At 67.3% G+C, this 21,267-nt stretch carries 20 protein-coding genes and 2 riboswitches; of the genes, 12 read left to right on the plus strand and 8 right to left on the minus strand.

The annotated features are described in order from the left end of the window. Nucleotides 1–36: 36 nt before the first annotated feature. On the minus strand, nt 37–1,161 hold the full coding sequence (gcvT, locus tag V8Z74_RS19025) for a glycine cleavage system aminomethyltransferase GcvT (protein WP_349710713.1): 1,125 nt from the start codon (nt 1,159–1,161) through the stop codon (nt 37–39). 110 nt (nt 1,162–1,271) lie between these two features. Beyond that, a riboswitch (glycine riboswitch) is annotated at nt 1,272–1,379 on the minus strand. 18 nt (nt 1,380–1,397) lie between these two features. Next, nucleotides 1,398–1,506: riboswitch (glycine riboswitch) on the minus strand. Between the two features lie 430 nt (nt 1,507–1,936). Here gcvT and V8Z74_RS19030 point away from each other — a divergent pair. Beyond that, nucleotides 1,937–2,392 (plus strand): Lrp/AsnC family transcriptional regulator, encoded by a 456-nt coding sequence (locus V8Z74_RS19030; protein ID WP_066478697.1) that lies wholly within the window; start codon nt 1,937–1,939, stop codon nt 2,390–2,392. 22 nt (nt 2,393–2,414) lie between these two features. Here the strand turns inward: V8Z74_RS19030 and V8Z74_RS19035 are convergent, their stop codons facing one another. The 6 genes from V8Z74_RS19035 to V8Z74_RS19060 form a co-directional block, all read right to left on the minus strand. Beyond that, complete coding sequence (locus V8Z74_RS19035; RefSeq protein WP_349710660.1) at nt 2,415–4,520, minus strand: TonB-dependent receptor; 2,106 nt, start codon at nt 4,518–4,520, stop codon at nt 2,415–2,417. Between the two features lie 4 nt (nt 4,521–4,524). Further along, the gene (locus V8Z74_RS19040) at nt 4,525–6,147 is read right to left on the minus strand and encodes a PepSY-associated TM helix domain-containing protein (protein WP_349710661.1); all 1,623 of its coding nucleotides are present in this window, start codon (nt 6,145–6,147) and stop codon (nt 4,525–4,527) included. Then, nucleotides 6,144–6,455: a hypothetical protein gene (locus tag V8Z74_RS19045; RefSeq protein WP_349710663.1), complete on the minus strand. Its 312-nt coding sequence runs from the start codon at nt 6,453–6,455 to the stop codon at nt 6,144–6,146. Before V8Z74_RS19045 ends, V8Z74_RS19040 begins: the two co-directional genes overlap by 4 nt. Continuing rightward, complete coding sequence (locus tag V8Z74_RS19050) at nt 6,442–6,714, minus strand: hypothetical protein (RefSeq protein ID WP_349710664.1); 273 nt, start codon at nt 6,712–6,714, stop codon at nt 6,442–6,444. Before V8Z74_RS19050 ends, V8Z74_RS19045 begins: the two co-directional genes overlap by 14 nt. 236 nt (nt 6,715–6,950) lie before the next feature. Then, nucleotides 6,951–8,426, minus strand: a complete 1,476-nt coding sequence (locus tag V8Z74_RS19055) for an amino acid permease (protein ID WP_349710665.1) — start codon at nt 8,424–8,426, stop codon at nt 6,951–6,953. A gap of 371 nt (nt 8,427–8,797) precedes the next feature. Then, the gene (locus V8Z74_RS19060) at nt 8,798–9,700 is read right to left on the minus strand and encodes a LysR substrate-binding domain-containing protein (RefSeq protein WP_349710666.1); all 903 of its coding nucleotides are present in this window, start codon (nt 9,698–9,700) and stop codon (nt 8,798–8,800) included. Nucleotides 9,701–9,814: 114 nt separating this feature from the next. On the opposite strand from V8Z74_RS19060, the gene V8Z74_RS19065 reads away from it, so the two are divergent. From V8Z74_RS19065 to V8Z74_RS26300, 3 genes are all read left to right on the plus strand, one after another. Next, entirely contained in the window at nt 9,815–10,984 is a 1,170-nt protein-coding gene (locus V8Z74_RS19065; protein ID WP_349710667.1) for an MFS transporter, read from the plus strand. Between the two features lie 20 nt (nt 10,985–11,004). Further along, nucleotides 11,005–11,811 (plus strand): 2,5-didehydrogluconate reductase DkgB, encoded by an 807-nt coding sequence (dkgB, locus tag V8Z74_RS19070; RefSeq protein WP_349710669.1) that lies wholly within the window; start codon nt 11,005–11,007, stop codon nt 11,809–11,811. 215 nt (nt 11,812–12,026) lie between these two features. Beyond that, nucleotides 12,027–12,365, plus strand: coding sequence for a hypothetical protein (locus V8Z74_RS26300; protein ID WP_502879582.1), 339 nt, complete (start codon nt 12,027–12,029; stop codon nt 12,363–12,365). A gap of 42 nt (nt 12,366–12,407) precedes the next feature. Here the strand turns inward: V8Z74_RS26300 and V8Z74_RS19080 are convergent, their stop codons facing one another. Further along, nucleotides 12,408–13,298: a LysR family transcriptional regulator gene (locus tag V8Z74_RS19080; RefSeq protein WP_349710670.1), complete on the minus strand. Its 891-nt coding sequence runs from the start codon at nt 13,296–13,298 to the stop codon at nt 12,408–12,410. A 143-nt stretch (nt 13,299–13,441) separates the two neighbouring features. Here V8Z74_RS19080 and V8Z74_RS19085 point away from each other — a divergent pair, with 143 nt between their 5' ends. The 8 genes from V8Z74_RS19085 to V8Z74_RS19120 all read left to right on the plus strand — a co-directional run bounded on the left by V8Z74_RS19085 (nt 13,442) and on the right by V8Z74_RS19120 (nt 21,256). After that, on the plus strand, nt 13,442–14,923 hold the full coding sequence (locus tag V8Z74_RS19085; protein ID WP_349710671.1) for an MFS transporter: 1,482 nt from the start codon (nt 13,442–13,444) through the stop codon (nt 14,921–14,923). A 303-nt stretch (nt 14,924–15,226) separates the two neighbouring features. Then, nucleotides 15,227–16,234: a thiamine pyrophosphate-dependent dehydrogenase E1 component subunit alpha gene (locus V8Z74_RS19090; RefSeq protein ID WP_349710672.1), complete on the plus strand. Its 1,008-nt coding sequence runs from the start codon at nt 15,227–15,229 to the stop codon at nt 16,232–16,234. Nucleotides 16,235–16,261: 27 nt separating this feature from the next. Then, nucleotides 16,262–17,299 (plus strand): alpha-ketoacid dehydrogenase subunit beta, encoded by a 1,038-nt coding sequence (locus tag V8Z74_RS19095; protein WP_349710673.1) that lies wholly within the window; start codon nt 16,262–16,264, stop codon nt 17,297–17,299. Next, the gene (locus V8Z74_RS19100) at nt 17,296–17,541 is read left to right on the plus strand and encodes a lipoyl domain-containing protein (protein WP_066478651.1); all 246 of its coding nucleotides are present in this window, start codon (nt 17,296–17,298) and stop codon (nt 17,539–17,541) included. Before V8Z74_RS19095 ends, V8Z74_RS19100 begins: the two co-directional genes overlap by 4 nt. Next, the gene (locus tag V8Z74_RS19105; RefSeq protein ID WP_349710675.1) at nt 17,538–18,254 is read left to right on the plus strand and encodes a dihydrolipoamide acetyltransferase family protein; all 717 of its coding nucleotides are present in this window, start codon (nt 17,538–17,540) and stop codon (nt 18,252–18,254) included. Before V8Z74_RS19100 ends, V8Z74_RS19105 begins: the two co-directional genes overlap by 4 nt. An 8-nt stretch (nt 18,255–18,262) precedes the next feature. Beyond that, nucleotides 18,263–18,976 (plus strand): lipoate--protein ligase family protein, encoded by a 714-nt coding sequence (locus V8Z74_RS19110; RefSeq protein WP_349710677.1) that lies wholly within the window; start codon nt 18,263–18,265, stop codon nt 18,974–18,976. Nucleotides 18,977–19,062: 86 nt separating this feature from the next. Next, the gene (locus tag V8Z74_RS19115; protein ID WP_349710678.1) at nt 19,063–19,644 is read left to right on the plus strand and encodes a gluconate 2-dehydrogenase subunit 3 family protein; all 582 of its coding nucleotides are present in this window, start codon (nt 19,063–19,065) and stop codon (nt 19,642–19,644) included. Between the two features lie 31 nt (nt 19,645–19,675). Continuing rightward, nucleotides 19,676–21,256, plus strand: coding sequence for a GMC family oxidoreductase (locus tag V8Z74_RS19120; protein ID WP_349710679.1), 1,581 nt, complete (start codon nt 19,676–19,678; stop codon nt 21,254–21,256). Nucleotides 21,257–21,267 lie beyond the last annotated feature (11 nt).

Consider the following 21,267-nt stretch of genomic DNA (forward strand, 5'->3'; position numbering starts at 1 on the left):
TAGCGGTTTGCGGCGCCGCTTCGGATGAAAACCGGCTCAGCCCCGGTAGTAGTTGGCCGGCACGAACGGCGTGGCCGTCACCTGCATGGGCACGGGCTTGCCGCGCACCATGGCGAAGACCTGGGTGCCGACGGCCGCATAGTCGGGCTGCACATAGGCCAGCGCCACGGGCTTGTCGAGCGTGGGGCTGAGCAGGCCGCTGGTGATGTGGCCAATGTGCTGGCCATCCATGTTCTCGAGCACGGCGCTCTCGCGCACGGGGATGCGCTCCAGCGCCACCAGGCCCACGCGCTTGCGCGGCAGCCGGCCGGGATCCTGGAGTTCGGCCAGCACGCGGCTGGCGCCGGGGAATCCGCCTTCGCGCTCGCCGCCGCTGCGCCGCACCTTCTGGATGGCCCAGCCCAGGCTGGCCTGCGCCGGCGTGGTGCTGGTGTCGATGTCGTTGCCGTACAGGCACAGGCCGGCTTCCAGACGCAGCGAATTGCGCGCGCCCAGGCCCACGGGCGCGACCTCGGGCTGGGCCAGCAGCGCGCGGGCCAGCGCCTGGGCGCCGGCCGCAGGCACGGAGATCTCGAAGCCGTCCTCGCCCGTATAGCCGCTGCGCGTGATGTAGAGCCGGTGGCCCTGCCAGTCGAAGTGGTTGCCGCTCATGAAGACCAGGCTGGTCACATGGGGCAGCAGCCGCGCCAGGGCCTGCACGGCCTTGGGGCCCTGCAGCGCCAGCAGGGCCCGCTCGGGCAGCGGCACGACTTCGCAGCGCTGGCCGATGCGGTTGCGGATATGCGCGATGTCGGCCTGCTTGCAGGCGCCGTTGACGATGAGGAACAGGTCGTCGCCTCGGTTGACGAACATCAGGTCGTCCAGAATGCCGCCTTCGTCGTTGAGCAGCAGGCCATAGCGCTGCCTGTGCAGGCCCAGGCCCTGCACGTCCACGGGCATGAGCGACTCCAGCGCCAGTGCCGCCTGCGGGCCGCGCAGCAGCAGCTGGCCCATGTGGGAGACGTCGAACAGGCCGGCCGACTGGCGGGTGTGCAGATGCTCGGCCATCAGCCCCTGCGGATACTGCACGGGCATGGAGTAGCCGGCAAACGGCACCATGCGCGCGCCCAGCTCCTGGTGCAGGGCGAACAGCGGCGTGGTCAGCAGCTCGCCGGCCGGCAAAGCGGGCGCGGGGGATGCTTTGGCATCGGCAGCGGAAACAGGGGTCACAGGCAAGCGCTCCGGTCATGAACCAAGGGTTGTGCCATGCACGGCAGAGCCATGCGTGGCGGGCTTGCCCTGCTGTCCGCTTTACCTGAGAGATTCACCGCTGCGCCAGGGCTGCGGCTTGCTCCTTCGGTGGATGCCGGCGGGCGGCATCTCTCTCCAGCAAGGAACGCCGGCAAGCCGGGGCCTGCCTGCGGTCGCCAGTCCTTTTGCCTGAGCGTTCGGGGCCAGCCAAGCTGGGCCTGCGCCTTCGGCGGTGCATGGCCGGGGCCGGCTTGCACTCTCTCCTGACGAGCGCCATTTTAGGCACGGTTTTTTGCACTGCACCACGCGGGTTTGCGCGGGGGTGTCCGCAGGGAGGTCCTGTTTTGATAGCAGCTTGCGCATGAATAACCTGGATTTCAGGTTAATTGATTCATGAAATCAATATGCAGATGGCGCTGGCTGCTAGGGCCATGGGAGCTTTCCAGGCCTGCCCGCAAATGCAACAGGCCGCGCCACTGCGGGTAAGCGGCGCGGCCTGGAACGGGTCCGGAGGGCGGATCAGGCAACCTGGCGCTGACGGTAAACAACGGTGCTGCTTGAATGGGGTTGCTGCGTCGGTAAACGTGCTTCCATGGACTTCAGTGTGCATGTTGCACCGCAGAAAAGGTTGCTTCAAATTCTGCGAATATGGGTTTGCTACAGAAAATTTTTCTGTTGATGTGCAAAAAGCGATAAATTCAAGGCTATGGATGCCTTGGATAAAAAGATTCTTTCCGTGTTGCAGGGCAACGCGCGCGCCAGCCTGCAGGAAATCGGCGCCGCCGTGGGCCTGAGCGCATCGCCGTGCTGGGCACGCATCAGGAAGCTGGAGGAATCCGGCGTGATCGAAGGCTACACGGTGCGCCTCAATCCCCAGGCGCTGGGGCTGGCCGACACGGTGCTGGTCATGGTCACGCTGGACAGCCACTCCGACAACACGCTGGAGAAGTTCGGCGAGGTGCTGGCCACCATCCCGGAGGTGGTGGAGGCCCATCTGGTCTCGGGCGAATACGACTACCTGCTGCGCGTGGTGGTCAGGGACACGCGCGACTACGAGCGCCTGCTGCGCGAGAAGCTCTACAAGATCAAGGGCATACGCCACAGCCAGTCGAGCTTCGTGCTGCGCACGCTCAAGAAGTCGGACCTGCCGCTGGGCGTCTGAGCCCGCGGCAGGCCCGGCGGCCTCAGAACGAGAACGTGGCCGCGAGGCGGAAGGTGCGCGGCGGTGCCGGCATGGCATAGCCGTCGGCGAACATGCCGGACCAGTAGGCGCGGTCGGTCAGGTTCTCGATGTAGCCGTTGATGGTGACCGGCGTGCGGCCCACGCGGGTCTTGTACCGGGCGCTGACATCGAAGCGGTGCGAGCCGGGCAGGCGCAGGGTGTTGGCCGAATCGACCCACTGGCGGCCGGTATAGACCACGCGGCCGCCCAGGCTCAGGTTCTCGATGGGGGTGGTCCAGTCCAGGCCCAGGTTGGCCGTCCAGCCCGGAACGCCGTAGCTGTCTTTGCCGGTGTTGCGCTGCAGAGACTGGGTATAGGCGAGGCCGCCCAGCAGCTCCAGCGTGGGCGCGATCTGGCCGAAGGCCGTCCATTCCACGCCGCGCACGCGCTGCTTGCCGCCTTCGTACATGGATTTGCCGTCGGCTGCCGTGATCAGCGTGGGCCTATCGATCTGGAACAGGCTGACCGTATGCGTGAGCGCGCCCTGGCGGTGCTTGACGCCCAGTTCCACCTGCCGGGTGCGATAGGGCGCGAAGGACTGGCCGGCGTTGGTGTAGCCGGCATTGAAGGGCACGATCTGGCCGGGCGACAGGCCTTCCATGTAATTGGCGTACAGCGAGGTGTTCTGGCCCCAGGGCTTGGCCACGACGCCGGCCGAGGGCGAGAAGCGCGATTCGTCGTAGCCGTTGATCTGCCTGACGTTCTGCAGGCGCGCGCCCAGGGTGAGCAGCAGGCGGCCGTCCAGCATGTCCAGCGTGTCGACCACGGCCAGCGAGCGCAGGTCGTTGTCGATGCTGAACCGGGCAGGCGCCGGCGCGGCGGGGAAGGGCGGCGTGACGGGGTCGTAGATGTTCTGGTCCCAGCCCTCGGCGGCGCGGCTGGAGCTGCCGTCCTTGTGGTTGAGCGCCGAAGCCGTGATGTTGAGCGTGTGCCTGACGGTGCCGGTGGCGAACTTGCCGCGCACGCCGATCTCGGCGACGCGGTCGCGCGTGATGGTGTCCACGTTGTAGACATAGCCCTTGGCGGCGCCGTTGTCGCCGGTGACGATCATGCGCGTGCCGAACATCAGGCCCTGGCCGTGGCTGTTGACGGCGCCGGCGGCGGCGTAGGCCGTCCAGTCGGGTGCCAGGCGCAGCTCGCCGCGCACGGTGATTCCGTCGTCGTCGAAGCGGCCGTTCGTGCCGCGGAAGGCGTTGACGTCGCTGTCCGGTACGGGCACCAGCCGGCCTATGCCGACCACGTTGCCGCGCCGCGTGGCCAGGCCGTACATGGCCTGGCTGCCGTTGCGTATGGTTTCGCGGCTGCTGTAGGCATCGACGGTGACGTTCCAGCTGTCGCCCTGGTAGTCCAGTGCCAGAGCTCCCAGGCGGCGGCCTTTGTGCTGGTCGGCCACGCCGGTGTCGCCGCCGCCATACGCGCCGTTGAAGCGCAGGCCCAGACGGCCTTCCTCGCCAAAGCGCCGGCCGACATCGGCATGGGCCTGGAAGTAGGAGTCCGAAGAGTAAGAGGTGGTGATCTCGGTGACAGGCTTGGCCCCGGCGCGCTTGGGCACCAGATTGATGCTGCCGCCCAGATTGCTGTCCGGCGCCATGCCGCCCAGCATGGTGCTGGGGCCGCGCAGCACTTCGACGCGCTCGATCATCTCGGTGGGGATATGGCCCTTGGGCGCCATGCCGTACAGGCCGCCGTAGGCCACGCTGGGGCCGTTCACGTCCAGGCCGCGGATGCGGAAATGCTCGAGCATGTGGCCGCTGTTGGTGGTGTAGCGCACCGAGGGATCGCTTTGCAGCACGTCGGCCAGCGTGCGGGCCTGCTGGTCCTGGATGGCCTGCTGGGTATAGGCCGTGGCGCTGACGGGGGCATCGAGCACATCGGTGTTGCCCAGAATCCCCAGGCGCAGGCCCTGGGCGGCCTTGCCGCCGGGCGCGGCCGAAGGCAGGGCTTCGGGATCCTGTTCGCCGGTGACGGCGACCTCGGGCAGGGTGGGGGCGGACTGGGCCGCGGCGGGCAGGGCCATGCAGGCCAGGGCGGCGGCACATGCCAGCGGCAGCGCTCGGGGAGTGAACACGGATTTATTCATGTTGTGCAGAGGCAGAGGAAGAAACAGGGGACTTGGAGGGCTGCTGCAGCGGCCCGCGCGGCCTGCGGCCATGGGCCTTCCAGGACATCCAGGCCAGCAGCGCTGCCCCGGCGGCCGACAGGCCGTCGACAAACAGCAGGCCGCGTGCATAGGGCTTGTCCAGCGCCTGGGCCCACGGCCAGGCCTGGGCGAGCAGCGGCATGGCCAGGCTGGTGAGCGGTATCAGCGCCGTGGCCAGCGCGGCGGCGGCCAGCAGCCCCGCTGCGGCGCGCTGCGCCCCGCGCGCAAAGGCATAGCCGATGCACGCTGCGAAGACGGCGTAGTACGTGCCTTGCAGCACCCGGTCCGGGTCCGGCGCCGTGGCGCTCAGCCAGCGGGCCGCCACCAGCGCCGCAGGCAGGCCGGCAACGCAGCCCAGGCACACGCCCAGGTTCAGCGCGGCAATGCAGCGCACATGGCGGGGCTGCTCGACACCGGACGGCTGGGACCCGGCCGGGGCGCGCAGGCGCTTGCTGCGGCTTTCGATCCACAGCACATTGCCGGTATAGAACAGCATTGCGCCCATCACGCCCAATACGGCATAAAGCACGCGCACGGGTTCGCCGCCATAGCTGCCGAAATGCAGCGAGAAGAAGCTGACCAGGGTGCGCGCCATGGCCGAGCCCTGGCCCGGGGTCATTCCGTCCTGCAACTGGGTGCCCGAGGCGGGGTCGAGCACGACGAAGCCTTCGCGCGGGCGGCGCTTGAAATGCACATCCTCGGTGCCGGCCAGGAAGACGCTGGCCTTGGGCGTGCCCAGGCCCCGGTAGTCGAGCGCCGTGGCGGCAAAGTCCGGCACGATGCCGGCGGCGTCCGCCGCGAGTAGGGTGGGTGTGCGCCAGACCGCGCGGTCCAGCGGCACCGGCATGCGCGGCAGTTGCGCCTGGGCTTCTATGGCGCGCAGGCCCTGGGGGTAGACCCAGCGGCCCTGGGCATCGTAGATCCAGTCATGCAGGCAGAACACCGCGGCCGACAGCGCCATCACCACATGGAACGGCAGGCTCGCGACGCCCAGCAGGTTGTGCAGGTCCAGCCACAGGCGCTTGAGGTTGCGGCCGAAGCGCACGACGAACAAATCCTTGACCAGCGAGGGCAGCAGCACGACCACGCCCGAAATCAGCGCCAGCGCATAGAGCATGGACACGATGCCGATCACCGGTTCGGCCGTATCCCGGGGCATGGGTAGCCCGCCCTTGCGGTGCATATGGTCGACAAAATGGCCGGCTTCTGCGGCCGGCGCGGGCAGCGGGCGCAGCCGGCCCTGGTCGTCGAGTTCGACCCGTTGGGGCGTCTGGCCGCGCCTGCCCCAGCGCATGTAGGGCGCCGCATTGCTTTCGGATGCCAGCACCAGCGTGGCGCGTTCGACTTCGGGGTGGGCCTGGAAAAAGGCCGTGGCCAGCGCGTCGGCATCCTGGCTGGCGCCGGACCGCTCGGGCTCGGCCCGGGCCCAGTGCGTGATCTCGGGCGAAAACATGGACAGCGCGCCCGCGTAGAACGCGATGAACAGCAGCATGCCGGCCAGGATGCCGGTCCAGGTATGGACCGACAGGTAGTTGCGTACGGTCGCTGCCTTCATGCCTGTACCGTCTTCAGCACTCCAAAGGCCAGTGCATTGGCCGCCAGCAGCGCCAGCCAGCAGTCCCGCTTGCCAGGCGCCATGAAGGCCAGCGCCGTGATGCCTGCCCACAGCATCGGGACCGTCCACATGGCGATCTGGTAAGTGGCTGGATCCTGCGCCGCATCGGCCGCGTAGTACAGCAGGCCGCTGAGCCAGATGGCCAGCGGAAAGCCCAGCAGGCCGCCGACCAGGCCATGGTGCAGCAGATCCCGCGGCGGCGTGGCCCGGCGCGCCGGCTCGCGGGGCGGGCGTTCAGCGGCTGCCATGCGCAGCCTCCCGGCGCTGGCGCCAGCCCATCAGGACCGCGATCGGCGGAGTGACAGCCATGAGCCCGAGCGTGGCGATGGCCGCTGCTTCGGCGCCGGCCTGCGGCCGGTTCAGCATCGATACGGCCAGTGCGAGCAGCAGCAGGAAAAGCAGCCAGCCTATGCGGCCGGTGATGCGGCTGGCGGCGCGTTCGGTAGCCAGCACGGCGGCAAGGCCGGCCAGCGTGACGGCCAGCGCGCAAGCGATTGAAACAAGCATGAAAGTAAAAAGCGCTGCCGTATCGATGGACGATCCGGCGCGCTTGGGATGATTTGTAAATGGTTGTGATGATGATAAATCAAATGAGAATCGTTTTCATTAAAAAATAAAAAATTCAAGAAAAACGTCACGGGACTGGCATGGCACCGGCATGCGGTCCGGCCCGGATGCCGCAAATGAAAAAGGCAGCGCCGTTGCCGGTGCTGCCTTGAACTGGAATATGAAAATCGCTGGGATCAGCGCGTGCTTTGCACGTCCATCTCCTCGTACCTCACGATGCGTGTGCCCTTGACGAGCTTGTAGCCCCACCAGATGGCCAGGAACAGCGGCAGGCCGATATAGGTGGCAATGGCGCCGACCCAGTCGATCTTGTCGGACAGGAAGTTCTCGTAGTTCTGGCCCAGCGTGATGATCAGGCACAGCACGAAGGCGAAGATGGGGCCGAACGGAAAGGCCGCGGCGCGGTAGGGCAGCTTGTCGAGATCGTAGTTCTGCGCCTCGCAGCCCTTGCGGAAGCGGTAGTGGCTGACGGCAATGCCCAGCCAGGCCACGAAGCCGCACATGCCCGACAGGTTGAGTAGCCAGATATAGACGACCTTGGGGCTGAAGATATTGGTCAGAAAGCACAGCGCCGCAATGGCTGTAGTGGCCAGCAGGGCCAGCACGGGCACGCCGCGGGCATTGACGCGCGCGAAGATCCGGGGCGCCATGCCCTGGGTGGCCAGCGCGTAGAGCATGCGGGTGGAGGCATACATGCCCGAGTTGCCGGCCGACAGCACGGAGGTCAGCACCACGGCATTCATGACGGCGGCGGCCGACAGCAGGCCGGCGCGCTCGAACACCAGCGTGAACGGGCTCACGGCGATGTCGCCCAGGTCATTCTTGAGCAGCTTGGGATCGGTATAGGGGATCAGCAGGCCGATGATCAGGATGGCGAACACATAGAACAGCAGAATGCGCCAGAACACCTTGCGCACGGCCTTGGGCACGTTCTTGGCGGGATCTTCGGACTCGCCGGCCGCAATGCCGATCAGCTCCGTGCCCTGGAACGAAAAGCCCACCACCATGGCCACGCCGATCAGCGCGGCAAAGCCGCCGGCAAACGGTGCGTCCGCGATGCTGAAGTTGGCGATATTGCCCCAGATGCCCTCGGGCGCGCCGCCCTGAAGGATGCCGAAGATCATCAGCATGCCGATGGCGATGAAGACCAGCACCGTGGTCACCTTGATGGCGGCGAACCAGAATTCGGATTCGCCGAACCCCCGGGCCGAAAGAATGTTGAGGCCGAACATCAGCGCCAGGAACAGTGCGCTCCAGAGCACCCCGTCGATGCCGGGAAACCAGTAGGCCATCACCAGCTGCGCGGCCACCAGGTCCACCGCAATGGTCACGGCCCAGTTGTACCAGTAGTTCCAGCCCAAGGCGAAGCCGAAGCCTTCGTCCACATACTTGGCGCCGTAGGTGGCGAACGAGCCGGACACCGGCATGTGGGCCGCCATCTCGCCCAGGCTGGTCATCAGGAAATAGACCATCAGGCCCACGATGACGTAGGCCAGCAGAGCGCCGCCGGGGCCCGCCTGCGAGATGGTGGCGCCCGAGGCGACGAAAAGACCGGTGCCGATGGAGCCGCCGATGGCGATCATCGACATGTGGCGGGCCTTGAGGGACCGGTGCAACTGGCCGGATTCTGAAGTGGATTCGCTATCGCTCATGAATACGAGTGTTTCTGGAAGGTCATGACACAAGCAGCAGGGCTGCACAGGGTCTGTGCCATGGCTTGCATTGTTGTGGTTCGGCAGGTTCAGCGCCTGGATAACAACGCTGCTTGCGCGATCGGCGATGACATACCTTGCCATTTGGTGGGTGCCGATTGTGAGGGATTTATGGCGGGCGCGTGCGCTGCAGGTTGCCAAGCGGCCTTGCCTATTGGCTATGCCTGATGACAAGTTGTTGTTTTGTATGTGTTTATTTGCATGAAGCGGCCGGGCTGGGCAGGACTGGAGCCTGCCTTCCCCAGCCCCGGTGGTGGCAAGAATGCAACGGATTGAGCCTGGGCAGCCGGTAGGGCCGGATTTGCCGGCGCTTATTCCTCGAAAGGCCTGCGTCCCAGCATCTCGACCACATAGTCCACAAAGCAGGTGATGCGCGCAGCCAGCGCGGTGTTGCGGTAGTAGACCGCGTTGATCGACTGGCGCACGTCCAGTGTCTGGCCGGCAAACAGCTGCACCAGCTGGCCGCTGCGGCGGTCCTCGCGTGTCATGAAGTCCGAAAGACAGACCAGCCCCAGACCTGCGAGCGCCATGTGCCGCAGCGTCTCGCCACTGGAGGAGGCGAGCATGGGCCGGATGCGCACGGTGTTGCCGGCCGCGTCGCGCAGCGGCCAGTCGTTGAGCGACTCGGGCTGGGTAAAGCCCAGCAGCGCATGCCGCGCCAGCTGCCCGGGCTCGGCTGGCAGGCCGTGGCGCTGCAGATAGACGGGGCTGGCCAGCACGCGGACCTGGCTGGTGCCCACGGGGCGGGCATGCAGCGTGGAATCCTTGAGCACGCCGATGCGGAAGGCCACGTCGGTGCGCTTTTCGATGAGGTCGATGATGCCTTCGTTGGAATTGAGTTCCAGCTCGACCTCGGGATAGCGTTCGCGAAAGCCCGCGATCAGCGGTACCAGCACATGCAGCATGAAGGGGGTGGCCGCATCGACGCGCAGCCGCCCGGCCGGGCGCATGCGCCGTGCGGCCATCAGTTCTTCCGCTTCGTCGACGGAGGCCAGGATGGCGCGCGCACGTTGCAAAAAGGCGGCGCCTTCTTCGGTCAGTTCCAGCCGGCGCGTGGTGCGGCGCAGCAGCGTGGTCTGCAGCTTTTCCTCGAGGCGGCCCAGCGTGCGGCTGGTGGCCGAGACCGTCAGACCCAGCAGCTCTGAGGCAGCGGTGATCGAGCCCGTGTCCACCACGGCCGCAAAGGCCTGCAATTCATCGAGGGTGGTCTTCATTATTGAATTGAATTCAATAGTATTTGTTTGATACAGGGCTTAATCTGCAAATATAAACCGGGGACACTGCGGTCCATTCCCTGATTCCCCCTATTCACTTCGAGAAAGACTGCAATGAAACCCGCTGCTGCTTTGTCCGCCCTGGCGATCGGCGCATTTGCCATCGGCACCACCGAGTTCACGCCCATGGGGCTGCTGCCCGTGATTGCCGAGGGCGTGCAGGTCAGCATTCCCACGGCCGGCATGCTGGTCTCGGCCTACGCCATCGGCGTGATGGCCGGCGCGCCGGTCATGACCCTGCTGTTCAGCCGCTTCGGCAAGCGCGCCGCGCTGATGGCGCTGATGGTGCTGTTCACCGTGGGCAACCTGCTGTCGGCGTTCGCGCCCAGCTATGCCACGCTGCTGCTGTCGCGCCTGAGCACCAGCCTCAACCACGGCGCCTTCTTCGGCATCGGCGCCGTGGTGGCCGCCAGTGTGGTGCCCAAGGACAAGCAGGCCAGCGCCATCGCCATGATGTTCATGGGCCTGACCATTGCCAACATCGGCGGCGTGCCGGCGGCCACCTGGATAGGCCAGCAGGTCGGCTGGCGCGTAGCCTTTGGCGGCACGGCCGTGCTGGGCCTGGTCACCATCGCCGCGCTGTGGCTGGCCCTGCCGCAAGGCACGCCTGGTGCGCGCCCCGACGTGCGCCGCGAGCTGAAGGTGCTGACCCGCCCCGAAGTCCTGCTGGCCATGGGCACCACGGTGCTGGGCGCCGGCGCCATGTTCGCGCTCTACACCTATGTGGCCCCGGTGCTCGCCGACATCACCCACGCCAGCCCGAGCTTCGTGGCCTTTGCCCTGGTGCTGATCGGCATCGGCTTCACGCTGGGCAACAGCATCGGCGGCAAACTGGCCGACTGGTCGCTGGACGGTGCTGCCAAGCTCATCCTCGGCGCGCTGGCTGTCGTGATGGCCGTGCTGCCCCTGGTGATGACTACCCATGTGGGCGCGGCCATCGGCCTCGTGGTCTGGGGAGCTGCGGCCTTCGGCATCGTACCGCCGGTGCAGATGCGCGTTATGCAGGCGGCGGCCCAGGCCCCGGGCCTGGCTTCGTCGGTCAACGTCGGCGCCTTCAACCTGGGCAATGCCGTGGGCGCGGCCCTGGGCGGCGCGGTGATCGGGCAGGGCCTGGGCTATGCGGCCGTGCCGCTGGCCGGTGCGGCCCTGGCCGCCGGTGGCCTGGGCCTGGTCTGGCTGGGCAATGCCCGCCGCCGTCCTGTTTCGATTTCTTCTTCCATTTAAACCCCCTTAGGAGTTTTTCCATGAGCAATATCCCAAGCTTCGGCGTCGGTACCTTCCGCCTGACCGGCCAGACCGTGATCGACTCGGTGCGCAACGCGCTGGACGTGGGCTACCGCGCCGTCGATACGGCCCAGATCTACGGCAACGAAGCCGAAGTCGGCCAGGCGATTGCCGAAAGCGGCGTGGCGCGCGAAGCGCTTTTCGTGACCACCAAGATCTGGACCGACAACTACGCCAGGACCAGGCTGGTGCCTAGCCTGCGTGACAGCCTGAAGAAGCTGCGCACCGACTACGTGGACCTGACCCTGATCCATTGGCCGCCCCCCGGCAACGGTGTGGAGCTGTCCGAATACATGGAAGCCCTGGCCGAGGCCAAGGCCCAGGGCCTGACGCGCCAGATCGGTATCTCCAACTTCAACATCGAACTGACCCGCCAGGCCATCGCCGCGGTGGGCCAGGGCGAGATCGCCACCAACCAGATCGAGCTCAGCCCCTATCTGCATAACCGCCGGCTGGCCGCCTTCCTGAAGGAGCAGGGCATTCAGGTGACTTCCTACATGACACTGGCCTACGGCAAGGTGCTCAAGGATCCGGTGCTGGCCAGGATCGCCGCCAAGCACAACGCCACGGTGGTGCAGGTAGCGCTGGCCTGGGCGCTGCAGTTGGGCTATGCGGTGATTCCGTCATCCACCAAGCGCGAGAACCTGGCCAGCAACCTGCTGGCGCGCGACCTCAAGCTCGACGCGGAAGACATGGCGCTGATCGCCGCGCTGGAGCGCAACGGCCGCGAAGTCAGTCCCGAGGGCCTGGCTCCGGTGTGGGATTGAGGAGCGCTTGAAATGACTTCTTTGGCTTCCTTGGCCGAAGGCGGCTTCAGCATAGGCATTGAGGCCCTTCTGGACAATGGCTGGACATTTGCAGGCGGATAGGCTCGGAGCCAGGCAGGCCGCCTGCCCGGCGAGTCGGACCTGCGCCGCCATGCCGAGCTGGCCCGACTCGCCGCCTGGCTTGGCTTTCGCGCTTTGTGGGTGCGGGACGTGCCGTGGCGGGTGACAAGCCTTACGCCCGTTTCACCCATCTGGGTCTGACCGAAAACGCCGATGTGCCTTTGCAACGCTGGCGCTTCGGTTTTCGCGGCAGCCGCAAGGCCTTGATCGCCGAGTTGCAGGCGCTGCGCGCGGCGGGCGCCGATCACGTGGGTCTGCATTTCCGGCGCAACCTGCGCCCGCTGGATGAGACCTTCCATGAGAACGCCGAGCACGTGCTGCCTGTTTTTTCATCGTTCACCGCTCCAGGGGTCAGCACCGGCCCGGGAGATTTGCAATGCCTGATATCCAAGATCCCTTGCGCATGGCCAGGAAAAGCGCTCAGCCCACGATGATTGCCGGCGGCATGTCCCCTGCAGCCCTGAGCACCCGCGCCACTACCACCGTGTCTGCGCGAGCAGCACCTGGGCCAGCGCCTTGATCTTGGGCGAGGCCTGGCGGGTGCGCGGATAGACGAGCGACAGCTCGCGGCTGCGCCCTTCGAGCTGGGGCAGCAGCCGCACCAGCCTGCCGGCCGCTAGATGTTCGCGCACCGCGAACTCCATGACCTGGGCGACGCCCAGGCCGCTCAGCGCGCCCTCGATGAGGGGATCGCCGCTGTCAAAGCTCACGTGCTGGGGCGAAGCCCAGTCCAGCAACTGTCCGTCCGGCCCGAGGAACTGCCAGGGCACGCGCCGCCCCAGATAGTGGTTGTAGACCGAAAGGCAGCGGTGGTCCGCCAGCGCCTGCAGGTCCTGCGGGGTGCCGCAGGCCGCCACATAGCCGGGCGAAGCCACGGTCACCCAGCGCAGCGGGGGCAGAGCCCGCGCAATCATGCGGCTGTCGGACAAGGGACCTATGCGCACGGCCGCATCGAACCCTTCCTCCACCATGTCCACCAGCCGGTCGGTCAGGCAGGCGTCTATCTGCAGTTGCGGGTGCGCGCGTATCAGCTCGCCCATCAGCGGCACGAGCATGATGCGTCCCAGCATGGAGGGTGCGGTCATGCGCAGCACGCCGCTGGGCTCGCAGCGGCGGTCCATGACGAGCTTGCGGGCCTCGTCCAGCCCGGCGATCAGCGGGGCGCTGCGGTCCACGAGCGCGCAGCCATCCGGCGTGAGCGACACGCTGCGCGTATTGCGGTGCAGCAGCCGCGTGCCCAGGTCTTTCTCCAGCTGGGCCACGGCGCGCGAAAGGCGCGACTGGCTGGAACCCAGCTGGCTGGCCGCCTGGGTAAAGCTTTTGCACTCGGCAACCTTGATCAGTATCTGCAGGGCATTGAGGTCCATGGATGAAGTGGTGGGTTTGATTCATGCATTTTTGCATTAGTCAAAGAAAGATATGCTGTTTTTCTTATTTATTGCATTAATTAGTATGGCCATCGTTCTTTTCCTCCCTTCTTTATTTGTCTCTGTTCAGGAACGCTTTGGCCATGGATTCCCCGGTTTCTCTTTCAGGCGGCCCTGCCGCCGGTGCGCTTCGCCACCCCGGCGCAGCGCTTGCCTTGCTGTCCCTGTCCCAGCTGCTCATTGCGCTGGACGCCACCATCGTCTTCGTGGCGCTGGACTCCATGGGCCGGCATCTGGGCATGGGTGCGCAGCAGCTGCAGTGGGTGATCAGCGCCTATAGCGTCGCCTTTGGCGGCTGCCTGCTGCTGGGCGGACGCTGCGCCGACCTGCTGGGCAGGCGCCGCATGTACGTGACAGGCATGGCGCTTTTCGGCTTGGCTTCGCTGGCCGGAGGGTTTGCCGGCCACTCCTGGCAACTGGTGATGGCGCGGGCCGGCCAGGGCGTGGCCGCTGCGCTGCTGTTTCCGGCCACGCTGTCGCTGATCAACACGCTGTATGCCGCCGGGCCGCAACGCAACCGGGCCCTTGCCGTGTGGAGCATGGCGTCCGCCGGCGGCCTGGCTGCTGGTGCGCTGCTGGGCGGCCTGCTCACCCAGCTTCTGGGCTGGAACTGGGTGCTGTGGATCCTGGTGCCCGTGGCCTGGCCCTGCGCGCTCGGTGCCCTGCGCTTTCTGCCGGCCAGCGGCGGGCGGAGCGGGTCGGGCCAGGGCTTCGACCTGGCGGGCTGCATCAGCGTGACCCTGGGCAGTAGCCTGCTGGTGGCCGCGCTGGTGCAAGGGCCCGAGTGGGGCTTCGGCAACTGGCGCGTGCTGCTGGCGCTCGCCGTGGCGGCGATGCTGCTGGCCTTGTTCGTGCGCATAGAGGCGCGCGCCGCTTCGCCGCTGATGCCGCTGGTTCTGCTGCGCGAGCCCGGCCTGCGCACGGCCATGTTGCTGACCATGGCCTTCATGAGCAGCTATGGCGTGCAGTACTACTTCCTGGCCCTGTACTTCCAGCAGATATACGGCTGGAGCCCCTTGCAGGCCGGCCTGGCATTCCTGCTGCCGACGGCGGTGTGCACGGTGGGCATACGTTGGGCCGAGCGCTGGCTGGCGCGCAGCTCGCCCCGCACCGTTCTCATGGGCGGCTGGGCCGCAGGGGCGCTGGGGCTGGCTTGGACGGCTTGGGCGCTGCCCCTGGGCAGCGGCTACGTGTGGCTGGTCCCCGGCTTCGTGGTGGCCAGCGTAGGGCAGGGCGCCAGCTGGACGGCAATGTGGGTGCTTGCCGGCCAGGGCATAGACGCCGGCCAGCAGGGCGTGGCCTCGGGCATAGCGGCCACGGCCCAGCAAGTGGGCGCGGCCCTGGGCCTGGCCGTGCTGGTCATGCTGGCCACGGCACCGCTGCTGGCGCTGCAAGGCGGGCAGGCTTTGCCGGCAGGTGCGCTGGACGAGGCCACGGCCCGGGGCCTGCAGCATGCCGAATGGGGCGCAGCCCTGCTGGCGCTGCTGGGGCTGGCAATCGCCGCCCGCATGCGGGTGCCCCGCCAGAGCGAGGCCGGGCCGGGCGCGCACTCCTGCACGGTCTGAGACGGAGGCTGCGACACCTGTCGCAGCGTCTCAGCCGCTGTGCGACAGGTGTCGCACAAGGATGCCGCAGCTGTCGCATGCCGGCGCGGGCGGCGCAGCGGATCAGGCCGCTTCAGCGCCGTTCGTGCGCCGTAATCCGGCCTGCATGTCGGTATTTCCTGGGATTTACCCGTATTCGTCGAGGCTCGGGCTCTGCCTGGCACAGCGCTTGCGCTGAAGGCTGCGTGGACGCGATGGCGTGCATGCAGGGCCCGGCCGGTGCATCCGGCGGGCCGCAACCCAACGACAGACGGAGACATCACCATGAATCCAAGCACCGAGCGCAAGCTGTGGATGTACGAGAAGATGATCGAGATCCGGGAATACGAAGAGACCATGGCCCGGGTCTACATGGAAGGCAAGCTGCCGCCGCATATCCAGAAAGGCCTGGCCTTCGACATCGGCTCCGGCCCCGTGCCGGGCGAGATGCACCTGGCGGCCGGGCAGGAGCCCGTGGCGGTCGGCGTCTGCGCCCACCTGCACGACGACGACACCGTGGTCGGCTCGCACCGTCCGCACCACTTCGCCATCGCCAAGGGCGTGCCGCTCAAGCCCATGACGGCCGAGATGTTCGGCAAGGACACGGGCCTGGGCCGCGGCAAGGGCGGGCACATGCACCTGTTCGATCCGGCGCACAAGTTCAGCTGCAGCGGCATCATCGGCGCCAGCATGCCGCCGGCCTGCGGCGCGGCGCTGGCCGCCAAGAAGCGCGGCAAGGACTGGGTGGCCGTGGCCTTCTTCGGCGAGGGCGCGACCAACCAGGGGGCGTTCCACGAGTCGATGAACCTCGCGGCACTGTGGAAGCTGCCGGTGCTCTTCATCTGCGAGGACAACAAGTACGCGATCTCGGTGGAAAAGAGCGAATCCACCTCGGTGGCCTGGAATGCCGACCGCGCCGCCGCCTACGGCATGCCCGGCGTGCTGGTGGACCAGAACGACGCGCTCGCGGTCTACGAGGCGGCCGGCGTGGCCGTCGAGCGCGCGCGCCGCGGCGAGGGGCCGACGCTGATCGAGGTCAAGACCGACCGCTACCTGGGCCACTTCCAGGGCGACCCCGAGACCTACCGCCCCAAGGGCGAGGCGGCCGAGCTGCGCAAGAACGACCCGATCCCCCGCCTGGGCGAGCACCTGCGCCGCGCCGGCCTGCTCGACGACGCGGCCGACCAGGCGCTGCGCCAGCGTGTCAGCGCCCGCATCGCCGAGGCCTACGAGTACGGCCGCAGCAGCCCGTACCCCAAGCCCGAGGACGCGCTGCTGCACGTCTTCTGCTAACGCCCCCACGAACTTCGGAGACCCAGCATGACAACCCGCAAATTGACCATGGCCCAGGCCGTGTCGGAGGCCATCGGCCAGGAAATCGAGCGCGATCCCAATGTCTTCGTGATGGGCGAGGACATCGGCAAGTACGGCGGCATCTTCGGCGCCACCGGCGGCCTGCTGGCCAAGCACGGCAAGGACCGCATCATGGACACGCCGATCTCGGAGACCGCCTTCATCGGCACCGCCATCGGCGCGGCCGCCGAGGGCATGCGCCCCATCGCCGAGATCATGTTCGTCGACTTCTTCGGCGTGTGCATGGACATGATCTACAACCACATGGCCAAGAACATCTACATGGCCGGCGGCAACATCAAGATGCCCATGGTGCTGATGGCCGGTATCGGCGGCGGCTACAACGACGCGGCCCAGCACTCGCAGTGCCTGTACGGCACCTTTGCCCACATGCCGGGCATGAAGGTGGTGGTGCCGTCCAACGCCTATGACGCCAAGGGCCTGATGACCCAGGCCATCCGCGACGACAACCCGGTGGTGTTCCTGTTCCACAAGGGCATCATGGGCCTGCCGTGGATGTCGTACTTCGAGGGCAGCACCAACGAGGTGCCCGAGGAGCAATACACCATCCCCTTCGGCCAGGCCAAGGTCGTGCGCGAGGGTGCCGACGTGACCATCGTCACGCTGAGCCAGATGGTGCAGAAGACCGTGCTGGCCGCGCAGCAGCTCGCCGATGCGGCCATAGACGCCGAGGTGATCGACCTGCGCACCATCGTGCCGCTGGACCGCGAGGCCGTGCTCAAGTCGGTGCGCAAGACCGGCCGCCTGCTGGTGGCCGATGAGGACTACCTGAGCTTCGGCCTCTCGGGCGAGATCGCCGCGCTGGTGGCCGAGAACCTCGACAGCGTGCGCCTCAAGGCCCCGGTGCGGCGCCTGGCCGTGCCCGACGTGCCCATCCCCTTCAGCCGCCCGCTGGAGCAGTTCGTCATTCCCCAGGTCGACGCCATCGTTGCCGCCGCGCAGCAGCTCGTCGCCGCACCGCAACTCGAAGGAGCCTACGCATGAGCACCGACATCATTCTTCCGCAAGACGCCTGGCAGGACGTGGAGCCCGGCACCGAGGCCCTGGTCGAGGACTGGCTGGTGCAAGTGGGCGACAGCGTCAAGGCCGGCCAGCCGCTGGCCAGCGTGGTCGTGGTCAAGACCAGCCATGAGGTACTGGCGCCCGCCGATGGCGTGGTCGAATCCATCCTCGTGCCGGCCGAAGGCACCTTCAAGCCCGGCCAGAGCCTGGGAACGCTGGCATGAGCGGCGCTGCCACCACCGTTGCTGCAGCGGCGGGCGCTGCCAGCGCCTCGGGCATCCCGCTCAAGGGCCTGCGCGGCGCCATCGCGCGCAACATGGCCGTGGGCTGGCAGGCGCCGCGCGTGGCCATGGGCGTGGATGTCGATGTCTCGGCCTGCCAGGCCTGGCTGCGGGCGCACCCCATGGCGGAGGGCGGGGCCAAGCCCACCATCACCGCCTGCGTGCTGCGCGCCACCGCGCTGGCGCTGGCCAGGCACCCGCGCATGAACGCGCTGCTCAAGGACAACGTCATCGAGTGCCAGGGCGCCGTGCACCTGGGCCTGGCCGTGGCGCTGGACGAGGGACTGATGGTGCCGGTGATCCGCGATGCCGAGACCAAGCCCGTGGCGCAGCTCGCGCAGGAAACGCGCGAGCTGGCAGCCGGCGCCCGCGCCGGCAAGCTGACGCCCAAGGCCTACCAGGGCGCGAGCTTCACGGTCACCAACCTGGGCATGACCGGCATCGACTGGTTCACGCCGGTGCTGAACGCGCCGCAGGTGGGCATCCTGGGCGTGAGCAGCGTGCGCGAGCGCGCGGTGGTACAGGACGGGAAGCTGGGCATTGCCGCGATGACGACGCTGACCCTGGTGTTCGACCACCGGGCCATCGATGGCTATCCGGCCGCTCAGTTCCTGCAGGCCGTCAAGGGCCACCTCGAAGCCCCCGATTCGCTGTAAGGCCCGCCATGACTGCACCCCTCCCATCGTTGACGCCGCCCGAGGCCGTGCGCGAGCAGCTGTGGAACGAGCAGCAACTTGCCCAGCCGGTGGCCATGCCGAGCTTCAGGCTCTGGCGCTACCGGGAGTCGGCCATCGTGCTCGGCTGCTCGCAGCGCCGGCTGCTGGCGCAGGCGGCTGGCCCCATGCCGGTGCTGCTGCGCCAGTCCGGCGGCGGCGCAGTGCTGACCGGGCCGTGGATGCTGGGCCTGTCGGTGGCGCTGCCGGCCGACCACCCGCTGGCCCGCCAAGGGCTGGTGGCTAGTTACCGCTGGCTGGGCGAGGCCTTGGCCCAGGCGCTGCGGCAGGGCGGTGTGGAAGCCCAGGCCCTGGCGCCCGAGGTGTTGCGCGCCATGCCGGCCGAGCGGCGCACGGCGGTGGCCTGGGCCTGCTTCGGCGGCCTGTCGCCCTGGGAGGTACTGGCCGGCGGCCGCAAGATCGCCGGTCTGGCCCAGGTGCGCCGCGCCAGCGGCGTGCTGCTGGTCGGCGGCTTGCTGCTGCAGCGATCGCCCTGGCAGCTGATGTGCGAGGCCCTGGGCTGCGCGGCGGCCGATGCCCAGGTCCTGGCCGCCACCACCATCGGCGCCGGGGAAGCCATTGCGCATTTCGATGCCCATGCCTGTGCCTTGCGGCTGGAACAGGTGCTGGCCGCGACCCTGGAGCCGCAGGCCTGTCCCCCCTGAACATGAACTTCAAACCCTGGCCGCGGCCGGCGGCCAACCCGCATTGATTCCATCGAGACAGCAATCACAACACGAAGGAGACGACGATGAACCACCCGAAAGACGATTCAGTCCCCGGCACCATGCGCGTGCTGGACAAGCGGCCCACGCTGCAGAGGCGCAGTTTTCTGCGCGGCGGCGGCCTCGGGGCCATCGGCATCGCGGTCATTCCCGCGGCCGGCATCGCGGCCACCAAGGATGTGGCGGCCCAGCAGAGCTTTCGCCACCTGGGTGCGGCGACCGGCAAGACCCTGGTGCGCATGGCGCGCGATATCTACCCGCACGACAAGCTGGCCGAGAGCTTCTACGTCGAGGCCGTGGCGCCGTACGACGCGGCGTCCGTGAAGGACAAGGGTGTGAAAAAGCTGCTGACCGAGGGCATCAAGGACCTGGACCAGCGCGCCAGGCAGCGCTACGGCGTGCCCTACGCCGAGGTGAAGACCGAGGACGAGCGCGTGGCGCTGCTCAAGGACATCGAGGCCACGCCGTTCTTCAAGAAGGTGCAGGGCGACCTGGTCACGGGCCTCTACAACAACAAGAAGCTGTGGCCGCTGTTCGGCTACGAGGGTTCGTCCTGGGAAAAGGGCGGCTATGTGAACCGCGGCTTCGATGACATCGACTGGCTCTGAGCGCCGGCACAACGACAAGGAGACAAGCATCATGACCGATCAGGCAAAGTTCTCTCTCAACGACGACAGCGTCGTCGTGATCGTGGGCTCGGGTGCGGGCGGTGGCACACTGGCCAACGAACTGGCGCAGCGCGGCGTCAAGTGCGTGGTTCTGGAGGCGGGCAAGCACTACACCCAGAACGACTTCGAGAACGACGAGTGGGCGATGTTCAACAAGATCTCGTGGCTGGACAAGCGCATCTCGGCCGGCGGCTGGCACCACACCCAGACCTACCCGAACCTGCCGGCCTGGATCGTCAAGGGCGTGGGCGGCTCCACGGTGCACTGGTCGGGCGTGGCGCTGCGCTTCCAGGAGCACGACTTCCACACCAGGACCACCTACGGTGCCATCGACGGGGCCAACGTGCTTGACTGGCCGATCACGCTGGCCGAGCTGGAGCCTTACTACGAGCTGGCGGAGAAGAAGATGGGCGTGGCCGGCACCAAGGCCAGCGGCCTGCCGCCCATGCCTCCCAACAACCACTACAAGGTGATCGACGCCGGCGCCAGGAAGGTGGGCTACAAGAACATCGTGCGCCCGGCAGCCTCCAACAGCGAGGTCTATGACGGGCGTCCCGCCTGCCAGCAGATCGGCTTCTGCATGCAGGGCTGCAAGATCGGCGCCAAGTGGTCCACGCTCTACACCGAGGTGCCGCGCGCCCAGGCCACGGGCAAGGTCGAGCTGCGCCCTGAGTCCATGGTGCTGCAGATCCAGCACGACAAGCAGGGCCGCGCCAACGGCGTGCTCTATGTGGACAGCAAGGGCCGCAAGCAGCTGCAGAAGGCGCGCGTGGTCTGCGTGGCAGGCAACTCCATCGAGTCGCCGCGGCTGCTGCTGAACTCGGCCTCCAGCATGTTCACCAACGGCCTGGCCAACTCCTCGGGCCAGGTGGGCAAGAACTACATGAACCACGCCACGGCGGCGGCCGTGGCCATCCACAAGAAGCCGGTCTACATGTACCGCGGTTTCGACATTGCGGCCGTGGTGGCCGACGAGGTGCCTCTGGACACCAGGCGCGGCTTTGTCGGCGGCTACTACCTCGAGGGGCTGGCCATCCACCTGCCGTACACGGCGGCGTTCATGAAGCCCGGCGGCTGGGGCCGCGACTTCACCTCGGCCATGGAGATGTACGACCACATGAGCTGCGTCTGGGTCTGCGGCGAGGACCTGGCGCGCGAGCAGAACTCCATCACGCTGCACCCCACGGAAAAGGACCAGTACGGCCTGCCCGTGCCCATCGTGACCAAGACCTACCACGCCAACGACGACAAGATCACCGCCCACGGCCTGGTGCAGTGGCGCAAGCTGTCCGAAGCCGTGGGCGCGACCCGCGTGATCGACATGCCGGCCTATCCGGCCAGCCACAACATGGGCACCAACCGCATGAGCGCCAAGGCCAGCGACGGCGTGGTCAACAAATGGGGCCAGGCGCACGATGTGAGGAATCTCTTCATCTCGGACGGCAGCCAGTTCACCTCCAGCTCGGCGGCCAACCCCACGCTGACCATCGTGGCGCTGGCGATCCGGCAGGCCGAGTACATCGCCGGGGCCATGCAGCGGCGCGAGCTGTGACGGGAGGCAGG

This window comes from Comamonas sp. w2-DMI, from assembly GCF_040187735.1.
Taxonomy (GTDB): Bacteria; Pseudomonadota; Gammaproteobacteria; order Burkholderiales; family Burkholderiaceae_C; genus Comamonas; species Comamonas terrae.

Excerpts from the sequence above, each read along its gene's own strand:
- V8Z74_RS19115 (WP_349710678.1), top strand. The coding sequence starts at position 19,063 with ATGAACCACCCGAAAGACGATTCAGTCCCCGGCACCATGCGCGTGCTG.
- V8Z74_RS19060 (WP_349710666.1), bottom strand. The coding sequence starts at position 9,700 with ATGAAGACCACCCTCGATGAATTGCAGGCCTTTGCGGCCGTGGTGGAC.
- V8Z74_RS19050 (WP_349710664.1), bottom strand. The coding sequence starts at position 6,714 with ATGCTTGTTTCAATCGCTTGCGCGCTGGCCGTCACGCTGGCCGGCCTT.
- V8Z74_RS19040 (WP_349710661.1), bottom strand. The coding sequence starts at position 6,147 with ATGAAGGCAGCGACCGTACGCAACTACCTGTCGGTCCATACCTGGACC.
- V8Z74_RS19105 (WP_349710675.1), top strand. The coding sequence starts at position 17,538 with ATGAGCGGCGCTGCCACCACCGTTGCTGCAGCGGCGGGCGCTGCCAGC.
- V8Z74_RS19085 (WP_349710671.1), top strand. The coding sequence starts at position 13,442 with ATGGATTCCCCGGTTTCTCTTTCAGGCGGCCCTGCCGCCGGTGCGCTT.
- V8Z74_RS19095 (WP_349710673.1), top strand. The coding sequence starts at position 16,262 with ATGACAACCCGCAAATTGACCATGGCCCAGGCCGTGTCGGAGGCCATC.
- V8Z74_RS19045 (WP_349710663.1), bottom strand. The coding sequence starts at position 6,455 with ATGGCAGCCGCTGAACGCCCGCCCCGCGAGCCGGCGCGCCGGGCCACG.
- dkgB (WP_349710669.1), top strand. The coding sequence starts at position 11,005 with ATGAGCAATATCCCAAGCTTCGGCGTCGGTACCTTCCGCCTGACCGGC.
- V8Z74_RS19055 (WP_349710665.1), bottom strand. The coding sequence starts at position 8,426 with ATGAGCGATAGCGAATCCACTTCAGAATCCGGCCAGTTGCACCGGTCC.
- V8Z74_RS19090 (WP_349710672.1), top strand. The coding sequence starts at position 15,227 with ATGAATCCAAGCACCGAGCGCAAGCTGTGGATGTACGAGAAGATGATC.
- V8Z74_RS19110 (WP_349710677.1), top strand. The coding sequence starts at position 18,263 with ATGACTGCACCCCTCCCATCGTTGACGCCGCCCGAGGCCGTGCGCGAG.
- V8Z74_RS19065 (WP_349710667.1), top strand. The coding sequence starts at position 9,815 with ATGAAACCCGCTGCTGCTTTGTCCGCCCTGGCGATCGGCGCATTTGCC.
- V8Z74_RS19030 (WP_066478697.1), top strand. The coding sequence starts at position 1,937 with ATGGATGCCTTGGATAAAAAGATTCTTTCCGTGTTGCAGGGCAACGCG.
- V8Z74_RS19080 (WP_349710670.1), bottom strand. The coding sequence starts at position 13,298 with ATGGACCTCAATGCCCTGCAGATACTGATCAAGGTTGCCGAGTGCAAA.
- V8Z74_RS19120 (WP_349710679.1), top strand. The coding sequence starts at position 19,676 with ATGACCGATCAGGCAAAGTTCTCTCTCAACGACGACAGCGTCGTCGTG.
- V8Z74_RS19100 (WP_066478651.1), top strand. The coding sequence starts at position 17,296 with ATGAGCACCGACATCATTCTTCCGCAAGACGCCTGGCAGGACGTGGAG.